14 protein-coding genes are annotated in these 12,712 nt (G+C 35.7%); 2 read left to right on the plus strand and 12 right to left on the minus strand.

Annotated features, from left to right (window positions below; translation table 11 throughout):
• Positions 1-10: 10 nt before the first annotated feature.
• The 3 genes from ACZ8ZH_RS10465 to ACZ8ZH_RS10475 form a co-directional block, all read right to left on the minus strand.
• Positions 11-1,003 (minus strand): DUF1852 domain-containing protein, encoded by a 993-nt coding sequence (locus tag ACZ8ZH_RS10465; RefSeq protein WP_119063616.1) that lies wholly within the window; start codon positions 1,001-1,003, stop codon positions 11-13.
• Positions 1,004-1,403: 400 nt separating this feature from the next.
• Positions 1,404-1,835, minus strand: coding sequence for a VOC family protein (locus tag ACZ8ZH_RS10470; protein WP_119063617.1), 432 nt, complete (start codon positions 1,833-1,835; stop codon positions 1,404-1,406).
• Between the two features lie 664 nt (positions 1,836-2,499).
• Entirely contained in the window at positions 2,500-3,297 is a 798-nt protein-coding gene (locus ACZ8ZH_RS10475) for a BRO-N domain-containing protein (protein WP_470247678.1), read from the minus strand.
• A 174-nt stretch (positions 3,298-3,471) separates the two neighbouring features.
• On the opposite strand from ACZ8ZH_RS10475, the gene ACZ8ZH_RS10480 reads away from it, so the two are divergent.
• Positions 3,472-3,930, plus strand: a complete 459-nt coding sequence (locus ACZ8ZH_RS10480) for an Arc family DNA-binding protein (RefSeq protein WP_470247679.1) — start codon at positions 3,472-3,474, stop codon at positions 3,928-3,930.
• 66 nt (positions 3,931-3,996) lie between these two features.
• A complete protein-coding gene (locus ACZ8ZH_RS10485) occupies positions 3,997-4,599 on the plus strand; it encodes a hypothetical protein (protein WP_470247680.1) in 603 nt (200 codons plus the stop codon).
• Here ACZ8ZH_RS10485 and ACZ8ZH_RS10490 read toward each other — a convergent pair.
• From ACZ8ZH_RS10490 to ACZ8ZH_RS10530, 9 genes are all read right to left on the minus strand, one after another.
• A complete protein-coding gene (locus tag ACZ8ZH_RS10490) occupies positions 4,583-6,109 on the minus strand; it encodes a hypothetical protein (RefSeq protein WP_470247681.1) in 1,527 nt (508 codons plus the stop codon). The two genes, ACZ8ZH_RS10485 and ACZ8ZH_RS10490, sit on opposite strands and share 17 nt — an antisense overlap.
• A 7-nt stretch (positions 6,110-6,116) precedes the next feature.
• On the minus strand, positions 6,117-6,488 hold the full coding sequence (locus ACZ8ZH_RS10495) for a hypothetical protein (protein WP_470247682.1): 372 nt from the start codon (positions 6,486-6,488) through the stop codon (positions 6,117-6,119).
• 43 nt (positions 6,489-6,531) lie between these two features.
• Positions 6,532-7,560, minus strand: a complete 1,029-nt coding sequence (locus ACZ8ZH_RS10500) for an IS701 family transposase (protein WP_470247683.1) — start codon at positions 7,558-7,560, stop codon at positions 6,532-6,534.
• Positions 7,561-7,613: 53 nt separating this feature from the next.
• Complete coding sequence (locus ACZ8ZH_RS10505; RefSeq protein ID WP_470247684.1) at positions 7,614-8,303, minus strand: hypothetical protein; 690 nt, start codon at positions 8,301-8,303, stop codon at positions 7,614-7,616.
• A 178-nt stretch (positions 8,304-8,481) separates the two neighbouring features.
• Positions 8,482-8,766 (minus strand): HigA family addiction module antitoxin, encoded by a 285-nt coding sequence (locus ACZ8ZH_RS10510; protein WP_044738567.1) that lies wholly within the window; start codon positions 8,764-8,766, stop codon positions 8,482-8,484.
• An 18-nt stretch (positions 8,767-8,784) separates the two neighbouring features.
• Positions 8,785-9,066, minus strand: coding sequence for a type II toxin-antitoxin system RelE/ParE family toxin (locus ACZ8ZH_RS10515; protein ID WP_086209418.1), 282 nt, complete (start codon positions 9,064-9,066; stop codon positions 8,785-8,787).
• Between the two features lie 109 nt (positions 9,067-9,175).
• On the minus strand, positions 9,176-11,365 hold the full coding sequence (locus ACZ8ZH_RS10520) for a TonB-dependent receptor (RefSeq protein WP_470247685.1): 2,190 nt from the start codon (positions 11,363-11,365) through the stop codon (positions 9,176-9,178).
• A gap of 147 nt (positions 11,366-11,512) precedes the next feature.
• Positions 11,513-12,511 (minus strand): phage late control D family protein, encoded by a 999-nt coding sequence (locus ACZ8ZH_RS10525; protein WP_470247686.1) that lies wholly within the window; start codon positions 12,509-12,511, stop codon positions 11,513-11,515.
• Positions 12,502-12,711 (minus strand): tail protein X, encoded by a 210-nt coding sequence (locus tag ACZ8ZH_RS10530; protein WP_470247687.1) that lies wholly within the window; start codon positions 12,709-12,711, stop codon positions 12,502-12,504. Before ACZ8ZH_RS10530 ends, ACZ8ZH_RS10525 begins: the two co-directional genes overlap by 10 nt.
• Position 12,712 lies beyond the last annotated feature (1 nt).

Below are 12,712 nucleotides of genomic sequence, written 5' to 3' on the forward strand. Positions count from 1 at the left end.
TTCAGGTAAATTAAGCAGCGTTACTGTCTACGGTATAATTCGCAGCCCATTGCTCAAGGATGTTTTGATAAGGCTTGATAAAGTTTTCTTCCGTCCATTTACCTTGTTTTACTGCCAATTGACCACGTTCAACACGATCATAGACAATTCGTGTTAAGGAATAATCTGGGTATTCTAAACTTGCTTGATAGACCTGTGCTGCTGATGAATTTGCATTGTAAATTTCAGGACGATAAATCTTTTGGAACGTTTCCATCGTACTAATCGCACTGATCAGCTCAAAATCGGTGTAATCACGTAATAAATCACCCGCAAAATAGAATGCTAAAGGTGCAACGCTACCTTTCGGCATAAAGAAGCGAACCTGTAAGCCCATTTTATGGAAATACTCATCGGTACGAGAGTATTGGTCCTGTTTATATTCAACACCCAAAATAGGATGCTCATTGGTTGTACGCTGATAAGTTCTTGCTGTTGAAACACTCAAGCAAATCACAGGCTGTTGATTGAACGCTGCTTTAAAAGTATCTGAGTTGACGAGGTACTGATAAAGCTTGCCATGTAAATCACCAAAATTTTCAGGTGCGTACGAAGTTGAGTTTTCTTTATTATGTTCTTTAAGCACTACACTGAAATCATAGTCACGTACATAAGATGAGAAGCTATTACCAATCATGCCTTCAATACGTTGATTGGTGTGATGATCAGTAATTGTGCTTTTTAACATTTCAATAATCGGGAAAGCTTTACCATTACCTTCAATATCTAAATCGGCAGAAATAATATCAATTTCAAGTGAATAACGATCACCATTTGGGTTATCTGTTTGTGCTAAAGCATTGAAACGATTATTAATCATACGAAGTGTATTGCGTAGGTTCTGCTCACGGCTTTCACCACGCGCTAAGTTAGCAAAGTTAGTTGTTAGACGTGTGCTATCTGCTGGTTGATAGTTTTCATCAAAACGAATGCGTTTAATTGAACATGCAAACTCTGTACTCATGGCGACCTTTACCCTATTTTTGCAATAAAACCTGAATTTCTTTCATGCTCTTTTCAAACAGTCCAATTTTCTTTTGGTACACTGCTCGTTAACCACTATCCAGTGTTATCTATAGTCTGGCTAATAATTAACGATGAAGAATGTCTATCATTAAGAGCTTGGTGTAATTTATACCCGAAACTTCACATGAATAAAAATGATTTAATCTCACCCATAAGTGAGAAAAATTCATTTTCATAAATTTTATTACATCAAGAAAAAATTCCACCACCACTTCTGGTGCCATTTGTACTGATGAACTTCGTTATTTTTTTGCGATAAAAGTCATCTGAATGCACATGGTATGCAAGAATTTATCTTTCAAGAAACTGATAAATAAAAGAATATAATCATAATCCCACTACTTAGATGAGCGTAACCATGGGGTTACCGTTAAGCCTGTCAAAACACCCTCAGGACTTAAAAAGCGAGTGACAGATTGTCCCCAAGGTTCTATACGATTATTGACAAGTAATTGGTAACCTTTAGAAACCATATAAGCTGAAGCTACAACAATATCTTCTACCTCAAATTCAATCCAACTTTGAGGAATATTGAATTCCTCTGGCCACTCCTTTAGCCCAAAGCATGAATTCGCAGCTTGAGTCAAAGGCCAAAGTGCAAAATGTTTTACACCACCCAACTCACCATCATTCGTATTCATATAAGATTCATTTCCCTCCATCGCTTTAACTGGAAGATTAAGAATGTCGAGGTAGAAAGATTTACTTGCGTGATCTTCTTTGGTAATTGGTCCAAATCCAGCAACAAAAAGTATATGTACAGGATGCATTTCAATATCTCATTTTTTTTAAGTGATCTATACTTTTATACTTAGAATTGTTTACTTTTCAAGCATAAAATTAAAAATGTGAGTTCGGTTAAATCCCCCCTATGCTGTTAGGCTCTACCATTTGCTGGGATCGTATTTAGCCATCGAAATATTTATGGAAAGAACTGTGTAGAAGCACTCGCTGGCTATGCAAATGTGAAGATGACGTATAGTATTTAGAAGGTCACGAAGTGCCTAAACCTGAGTAGATTAGCTCTCGTTAATAATTGGTTTTAACTTTAAATGGGCGAGTTTTCCACATTGGGGAATTACGCCATTCCCCGAAAACAAAAAGCCCACTTTTTGAGTGGGCTTTAATCTGTTAAAATATCAACGAATTTTGGTAGGTATATCCAGACTCGAACTGGAGACCTCTACGATGTCAAGATGAAGTCAAAACCCGATATAAGCCTTTAGAATATAACAATTTCATTGCTTATTTTTGTGCGTATTTTAGTCACTTTCTTACCAAACTAGACCCAATAAAATCAATAATTTAGAGCATCATTTCTCTACAGCTTTTTTAGGCTTTTGCTTCAAATTGCTTATAGGAGTTTTGTCTTAAAATATGGCTTGTAGCCTTCGAGCACAAGATATAAAAAACCGCCCTTTCAGGCGGTCATTTTCACTTCAATAAATTGTACCTTTGATGCGGAAAGGTCTTCAGCTCGAACATATGTTGGTAGTCATACGCTGGCAGTTCTACATTGTACTTTTTGCATAGATCCGATATGGCATAGGTCATATAGAACATATTGTCATGCAGCATAGACACCAGTAGTGGATTTAGTTTTGCCAATGTGGGGCTATGGGTATTCCACCATGCCTGAAATAGTTTGGCTTGCCCACAGAGTATTTCTATAGATTGGTTTTCATCTATATGAATATCCCCTTTTGCTTTGATCTGCATGGTTTCTAGGTAGTCCACAGCGTCTTGGAAATGCATGGCCAAGAGTTCGCTATAACGTGGGATGCGAAAGTGTTTGTTATGTCTGGCCCAGAGTTCAGTGCGTTTCTTAGTACTGCCTTCACAGCGTCGGTCGACGATTTCTTTGAGTATGGCTTGTTGTTCTGCGTTAATTTTTACTCGAGTGTCGATTTTCTGCTGCAGAACTTCTTTTTCCAGTACGTCGAGTACCCATTTGCGGAATTCTTTGGCGACTGGTGTGCGGGCAAAGAATGTGATGAGATGGCAACCGCGTAAAGAAAAAACCCGTACCGTCAAATTGACGGTCTGAGGGTTAGCGACAACCTTTGTCATATCAGAAGTAAATTCATCTGACTTACGATCATAAATACGAGACACTGAATCTTCTCGCGCATATCCTAAAGCACGTGCGAGTTCAGATGATGTAATCCAAATTTGATCATCATTGCTTTGTATTGGATGAAATTGCATTGCATTAAATGTTAGACTGTTCATATCAATTGTTCTCGAAAATGATTGGTAACTCGCCCCGTGATCCGCCAAGATTATTCGGGGCGTTTTTATATCCCTGCTAGGGATGTTTTTAAATTTATTCTTATAATAACCTCTTGTCAATCCCTGCTGGGGATATTATTATTTAAAAAATCATTCAACTTCAGAGTTTGAAATATGGGAAGAAATCTTGGTGTGGAATACAAAATGCGTATGTCCCAGGAACTGAAGGATAAAATTGCTGAATCGGCTAAAGAGCTGAATCGCTCAATGAATGCGGATATTGTTGCAAGATTAGAGGATAGTTTTTTATTAAATGACAGTTCGGCTCCTACAAATGCTGATGTAAAAGTCTTTCATTTAAAGAATGGGAAAAGACGTGTTATTTTTGGGAAACTTTTAAATAACCTTAGCCTAGACTACACGCAAGAACTTGATCAACTTCGTGACGATATTCATCTTGCTCTTGAGGTATTGAGTGGTTCTTCTTTTTGGAACTCATTAAAGTTTATTGGTAAAGATGTTCTGGTTTATAAAGGCGACAATCATATTGATGTTGTAGACAACGGTAAAAAAAGTCTTGGGTGGTTGATTGTCGAAGACCATTATGTCAACACTTCAAAAAAAAGTGATTAAATCTAAGTTAAGTTAGTTTTAGTATTAAATCGAAGTTAAGTTAAAAATAAATCTATTGGACTCAAAATGAACTGGACAATAATTTTAAATTTCCTAACAGCACTTGCTATTGTTCCCCCTATTCTAAGATGGTGCTTCTTTAAAAGTTATCGCATTGAATTAAAAAGAAAAGATTATGAATCCAACTCATTGCAACTCTCTAAATATATTAAAAGCACTTATAAGGAAAAAGCCAATAAAGAACCGTCCGAATTACAGGCTGAGACAGATACTTTTTTAGTCGGAGATATAATAAGTTATAAAATTGTTTTCCATGCTCTAGACTTAAAAATTTCTCGATTATTTGATTTTTTAAAAAATATTAAATATGCAAAGATTTTTTTAGATATAGATACCACCAATGAGGTACTTACATTCAAATCTAAATTAACAAAAAATCAGATAAAATATTTTTTCAATATTACTTTTGGCCTCCATATATGCGCCTCTATTTTTTGGGTGATATCCTATTATATGGATAGAGAAACCTTTTTCGGTATATCTAAATCTTTTTTTGTTTTAATAATATTATGCACAACTGCAATACTAGTAAGGTTTTCAACACAAGCTAAAACAGTAGAGATTTTAAGTAAAGATATTAATGTTCAATTTCCTAGCAAATTAAAATAGCTAGGAAATCACCTATTTTACTATAATATGGTATAAGTAAAATTCCAAATAAAATAACAATTATCAAAATCCAATATTTTGTATATAAAGATTTTTTTTCATTTATATATGCAACCTCAATTTCTTGAGCGGATCGTCCATCCACATTAGATTGTGTTAAAATCTTTTGGAGATCCTTTTCATTTAGCAAGTCTTTATATCTATTTTCGATTTCCATATATTTACTATTAAGTCTCCTCTTTTCATCAGAAACTTCTTTTCTAGCAAATATTAAATAAAAAATAGAAATAACAACTAATGAGAAACCTATAACAGATGTGGCTAAATTAAAATTAAAAATTTCATGTAATGATTTTATTTCTGACTTTTTTTCTATAACCTTCACTAAAAAAGACATCAAGAAAAATGATAAAAAGGTCCACATACTTGTTTTAAACATTGTGAACATATCTTTTGTAATACCGGAAGCCTTCTCAGACTGAGTATAAAGAACATCAGCTATTTTATTTTTTACCTCAATGTATTGTTTTACATTATCCTTAAGGTAGAGATCATAGCCAGACTGAGCAGAATGGCAAGTGCCTCTTTCTAAAGTAGAAATATTTTCTTCTTTAATATGAATAGAAATCACATTACGGGCAATACCGATTTTATCTACAAATGGACCGTCACTATAAACCCATTCATAGATAAAACTTAATTCATTTTCAACTTCACTTGATAACTTTTCATTAATTTCACAATTTAAAGTTTTATAACCTTTTATTTTAAAATTAAGGTTATTTTCAGTTATATTTGAATAATCACTCAAAAATATTAAATTAAAGATAGTTTTCAGGTAGCTAAAATGATCTGACAGAAAAAAATATTTATTAAAATTGAAAAATTCAGGGATAAATCCATATTGATCAGCATTCACAAAATGGCTAACTTTATCTCGGCACTCAATTTTTTGTTGTAAAAGACTTTCTCTATCATTAGTTAATTGCCAATCTTGAATTTCATTTTCATCAAAGTTTGGATAAACACTTCGAATATAAATAAATTGATTAGAAACCACTTCATGATGATCAAAGATATTAACTACTAAAAATTTATTTATGAAATATTTATCATAAGCTTTCAAAATTTTATCTAAAGGTTCTTTTTTAAGAAATTCAGTAAAACTCGAAATATCAAAAATATTTAAATTTGTCCAATTTACACTTTCAAGTTTAAAGTTTACTTCATTATCTGTAGAAAAATTAGAGCGTAAAATATCAGCCCTTTCATCAAATTTATCTAAACTGGCAACTGAAAATCGTTGAGGTTCATAACCCTCTACAGTGATTGATAAATTTAGTGGGGTATTTAACTTTTTGATGATTTCAAAAAGATTTTTCAGCCCATCTGCTAAATTTTGGTTGAGCGAAACTATCCGCCCCGTACATTCAAAGCGATAAAAATTATGAACTGTATTCAAATCTTCGATTGTTCCAAGAGATTTCTGGAAATCCTCAAAAAAGCTCATTTTTTACTCAACTTGGCTCATCATCTGTAAAGTCATTATTAAACTTATCATAACCTTTTTCAGAATAGATTTTTATAAATTTTCGCCCGTCATCGTCCTCACCTCTACCAAATTTATTTTGTAAATCGGGCACATCACCAGTAACCTTTAGCTCAAAATCATCATCAATAACTATCTTAGTTACAAGGCGTGCCTTAATCTCGCCTTTCGCAATATCAAATTGAGTGTCAAAACCCTTTTTAGGATCACTTGGTAATTTTTCCAACTTTTCAATAAATTTTTCGTATTTTTCTTTTGTAAGATTATCACCTAAGGGTTCATATGTTTTTAAAGTATCAATTAAATTATCAAAATTTAAACTTTCTTGTCTAAAACTCATAATTATCTGATGTCTAAGATAATAATTTAGGACTTACGCACTATTATTTATAGATTCTCTGTGGTAGCAGATGATTTTTATCGAGAATAAAGTCATCAATGAAGTTTTTGATAACTGGTCTAAATAATTTCTTCTGCCAACGATATACATTTTCAAAGATCCGCTCAAACTGGTTCTTTTGTATCTCGACGTAGGCCATCAAGGCTGAAAAAATATGATTCAAAATCAGTTTAGATCGTCTTACTTGAAACTTTTCAATATGACAAACCTGTTTAATCACCCGGTGATATTGCTCTATTTTCCAATGACTTGAATGTAATTCATGAAAACCCTCAAAGGACAATAAATCATCTTCATCTTGATGCACAATATAAAACCTCTGCTGTTCTTTTAACTGAGTCTTAAATAATTGTACAAAGCCAAAATCTTTGAGCCAGATCACTTGACCCTGATGGAAATCTGGCAATAAGCGCAGTTGAAACCATTGTCCTTTTTCTGGGGAAACCTTACGGTTACAGTCGATACCAAACATAAATCGAATACCATATTTTCTTATGGTTTTTAGATTTCCAGTCGATGAATACCAACTATCACCTGTAATAAATTGAATCTTTGCACCCCAACTGAGTACTTCACTTAACATATCCATAAAGTAATCATTCTTGGTTTTACTTTCAGATTTGTCATAAATTCGGAAATTAATTGGAATATTTTGACCATTTCGATCTGTCGCATACAAGGTAATGAGATTAATACCCTTGACGGATCGGTGGTGTTTGCCTGACCAAAAATAGCTAACCAAGTCCATATGTTGACTATATGGTTTATCTAAAACAGTATCATCAATACTGACTATAAGTTTATTATTATCAATATGTTGAATTGATTCTTGATATAGGTCGTGAGGTGTGTAGTCTTCACGCTCTAGAAAGCGATTTACACTATCATGCGAGATATTATAAGTCTCGGCAAGTTGTGTGCAGCTAATAGAGTTCGGTTCTGTCATGAGAAAGCCCATATAAATGGGTAATGTACAAGTTGCTGTAGAAGCATGTTTAATTCGTCTGATCACAGATACTTTATAAAGTATTTTAATACTTTTTTGAATCCGTCAATGCGTAAGTCCTAATAATAATCTTGCTCTGATAATTTTCTTATATTTGACGTCAGTACCTTATTTATCTCATCGAATGCATTATTAGTATTTGTTTTAGAGTCTCGTATTGGGTCAACAACTATAAAATCTTCTCGCCAATATTGAGATATTGTTGAATTTGTATCTGATAACAAAAGACTTGTATCTGCACCAGCCGCATTAAATTTTATAATGGCTAGCTTTTGTACTCTTGTATCAAGAGGCAAACCTCTTTTCAACTGCATGTCTGTTTCTTCAAGAAATGTCTTATCATCAATTTTCACTAAGCAAATTGTTAATTCATCATTAATCTTGCATTTTACTTGAAGTAGACAACCCTCACGAATATCTCTTCCCATTTTTTCAATTTTTTTCTGCGCTTTTTTCTCCACATCTAGAAGCTTAATTGCATTATCTAAGGCTTTCGCATCCCAAACAGTATTCTTAACATCCAGTACGATTTCTTTTAAATTAGCAGCAACCCTCTCAGACATACTCTTAAATTTAAAAAACTGTCCACGAATATTTTGCTGATCTTTCGGAGGAGTAATAGCATCTTTTAGAATACGCTCTAAATATTCTTGAACATCTTTAGGATTTCCAGTTACTACTCGTGCAATTGGATCCGTTTCATTGATAGCAACAGAATGAAAAGAATATTTATCCAAAATTATTGACATTACTACCCCTCACAGTTTCTCTATTTTATGAATAAAACCAATTATATTTATTTGGCTCAGATTATTTTCACCTTTTAGGGATAAATCCGTGATTTGTCAATCAAAAATTTCCTTAATGCGGTTTTTTATCACTTAAATTAATTTTATGCGTAAAAGAAAGCGCCACATGGCGCTCTACTTATGCAAAATTTTGAACCAATTTCTTTATGACTGGTCGCTGACGCTGACTTGCGTTCCATAAATCATGCTGCATTTGTAAATTCAACCAAAACTCTGGTGACGTTTCTAAAGCCTCGCTTAAACGAATCGCCATATCTGCTGAAATACCTGTATGGCCATTCAAAATACGAGATAGATTTGCTCGAGTAACACCTAGCGCTTGAGCAGCCTCAGTCACGGGGGTTTCACCTATGTATTCCCGCAACATTTCGCCAGGATGTGGTGCATTAAACATCATATTCATAGTTCGTACTCCTACACCTTAGTGATAGTCCAGATAATCCACGATGTAGACATCGCCATCTTCAAATTTAAAAATTACTCGCCAATTACCGTTTACAGTGAGTGACCATTGATCTTGTAGGTTTCCACTGAGCTTATGCAATCGCCAATTGGGTGGAGTTCTTAAATCATTCACTGTAGATGCAGCATGTAATGCCGCAAGAATCAAACGTAATTTAGAAGAATGCGTTGCTTGGATACCTGCTGTTGTACCTGTTTGGAAAAAAGCCTGAAGACCTTTATGTTTAAAACTCTTAATCAAGCTTTAGCATCCATTCGTATAGCGTATATATACAATATACACCACTATGAAAGATATGTGTAGAGAGAAACCTCATATAAAAATAAAGCGCCTCACGGCGCTCAATTTCTTAATAATTAATTGTGTAACTTAATGCGAAAGTTCTACCTTCAGCAGGAATCGCTAACAACGTGTTCGCATTGGTCACTGCTGCCTGTTGAGCAAATACCGTTTTATATTGTTTGCCCCATACATTGTACACGCCAAAGTCCACTCGCCCTTTTGCTAACGGGAAATGTGCTAATACGTCCATCGTGGTATAGCCTTTAATCTCAGCTGCACTATTGGCATCAGTAATTCCAGCAGCTTTTAGAGCAAGGTCATCTTTATAAGCTTTATCAGTTCCTTTGATTGCCAACATTTGGGCACGTACACCATAACCTTCAGCAGTATTCCATTCAGCGAATAATGTACCTTTCATCGGTGAAACAGCAAAGGCATTTAACTCATGCCAATTATTGGCAGCGTCCTTATACTGGCCTCGCGTATAACCTAATGTACCGCCCACTTTGTAGTTCTCCATAAATGGATAACTTACTGTTGCTTCAGCACCATAAACTCGCTGATCTGTATCAACAACATTTACAGAGCGATCTGAGTTAAATTGAACGACTTTATCAGAGGTATTATAGAACCCTGTTAAACCCAAATTTAAACCTGTATCTTGGTTTAAACGCCAGCCTAGTTCATAGCTATTCACCGTGATCGGAGCGATACCAGACGTGGTTAAGGTATATGCGGCAACATCACGTAATACACGTTGTACATCTGGGTAGCTATAACCTTGTGAGAAGTTGGCATAAATTTGCTGTGCATCCGTCAATTTATAGACCGCACCTAAATTAAATAGGAATTTATCAGAGTCTGTCGAATCAGCAGCCATTAAAGTATATGGTGTACGCGCAGTTAAATAACTATCTGTATCAGCCTGAACATATTGGTAACGTACCCCAGCTTGAATATTAAGCTGATCTGTTAATGCATAATCCCCTTGTATAAAGGTACCAATATTCTGAATTTCAGTATCTGGTCCTGAGCCTTGTTTTTCGCCTGTTGGGGTATAGACTAAGCCATTATTGCTTGGCGTGTAGTAGTCCGCCCACTGATGGTCTTTTTCCCAGTCATAATCCAGACCATAAGTAAGTTTTAGATCTCGATCTACCACTTTCATATCTGACTGTAAGGTTGTACGAATACCCGCATAGTCCACATTCGACTGGCTTTGCTTTACATTCGTACCATCTTTTGAATAACCATAAGGTACAAAGCGTGACTTCTCATTGCGATAGTATGCTTCGATATTCAAAACCTGCCCTAAGAAATCCTGATTTTGGTACTGTGTATTAAAAGCATAGCGTTCTGTAAAAGGCTGATTATCTAAACTCCAACCTTTGATCGCTTTATAAGATGGGGATGTTTTGGTCAGTAAATACGAATAATCTGGTCCATATTCTGTATCTTGCTCATCTTTATAATACTGAGCACCAAAACTTAAACTCTGATTATCAGTTAAATTAAAGTTTAAACGACCATTCACATCAATGGTGTCGGTATCCATCGTACTGCCTTGCCAAGGGCTTAATGAAATACGATCCCCATTACCATCAAATTGAGATCCACGATTGGTATAATCTATCCCAAGAAAACCATCGACTTTGTCATTTGCAAATGAAGCCGTTTGCCCAACTTGATAAGCGAGGCTGTCACCACGGAAATTATCGGCTGACGTCACGCCTAGTTTGGTCTGAAAGCTAACAGGCTCAGACTTGTCAGCACGTTTGGTAATAATATTGATAATCCCGCCTGTTGCACCAGAACCATAGATACTGGTTGCACCTGAAACCACCTCAATATGATCAATCATATTCGGGCTAATACTATTCAGCTGACGTGCCACATCACGAGAACCTGTTTGTGATACGCCATCAATCATCACCAGTACATTACGACCACGCATAGTTTGGCCATAATTACTACTGGTTCCACTGCTTGGTGCTAAAGATGGTACAAGTTGAGCCAAAATATCGGCAACTTTACGCCCTGGTCCTGCCTGTTGAGAAATTTCGTCAGCTGAAATGGTTTGCACAGTTCCTGCAATTTCAGAAATGCTTTTTGGAGTACGTGTTGCTGTCATCACAATCGTTGGAAGTTGAGCTTCAGCATTTTGTGTTGTAGTACTATTTGTTACTGTGTCTTCAGCATAAAGTTGGGTACAAATAGCTACCGTAAGCAGGCAAAGACTAAAGTGTGACAAGCGCATTCTAATTTCTCAGTGGTAAGCATTAATATTGATGCAAATAGTAATCATTAATATTATTAATGTAAAAACTTTTATTTGGATTTACTTTATTTCTACGATTTATATCGAAATGAGGCTTCTAAGAAATTGTTCTACCTAAGGCTATCTCTACTTTGACTGCCCATCGCTCAACCTTTTCATTGCTTCAATGCTCGTCTTAAATCCAACTGATTTATCAATGCTGTGCGTTGCTTGCTCGATAATCCAATCTCCTGCGATCCCCTCCCGGAACCCCACAAGAGTAAGTGGCTTCTCGGCCGTAATTTCTGGATTACCTGGTAAATTCAAACTTAACCGTTCTTCACCGCGGCGTGATTGATCTAATGATGCTTGAGCTGCTGATTGTGCGCTTTTAGCATCCTGATAAATATGCCTGAGTCTTTTGACTGGCTCTCCATCACCAACTTTCACCTCATGCTTTTTGGCGCCCTTTTTATCATGCCAATATGCGATTGCAGTCCCAACACTATCACTTGTACTGGACGTCATTTCCCAATCACTGACTTGCTGTTTCGCTAAAGTTAAACTTGATAATTCAATCTCACCACGTTTAACAAAGAGCAATTTCCCACCTGCAGGTTTACACACCACATCGTATCTTTTGGCGATTCGCATTAGAAAATTTATATCCGATTCATCAGACTGATCAAAATGAGGAAGCTTCAGGGAAGACACCGAATTACTCACAATAGGCTCTAGACCATGCTCTCTTGCGATCTTAGTCACGACAGCAGAAATGGTCGTACCTTTTGGCCATGAACGTGTCTTTTGAGAAGCCAATGAAGTCATTCCGCTTTTACTGGTCAACTGTGGCACTGCACGCCCCCGAATCACCATCTTTTCAGGTGGACCAGACAACGATATTTCACTGACAATAAATAATCCCATATCTGTCATTTCAAAGTCATAGCCCATAGAAATTCTTAATTCAGCGCCCTTTTTAGGTAACTCAATCGGTCGGATCGGATCATCTATAAGTGAAATCTCACAGGTATCTGACTCATAGCCTATCCCATCTGTGACCGTAATTGACTCGTAAAGGTCTGCGATTATTGTTGTTATATCTGCTTCATTCGCAATTACAGAAAAGCATGGTATTAGTCCCATAGTTTCACCTTGCGTGTTCCAGTGCTTTGTTGTACTTCTGGTAACTCAATCAGCACACCAGCTGGTAATAATGCCTCATATTGAGATATACCAAAATTCACCTCTAGAATTCGCTCAACAACTTTGTTATTGGTATTTCCATAATATAGATATGCGATTTGATCCAGCATATCGCCATCTTTAGTTAAATATTGTGCCATG

This window comes from Acinetobacter sp. SW-226 (genome assembly GCF_055632855.1).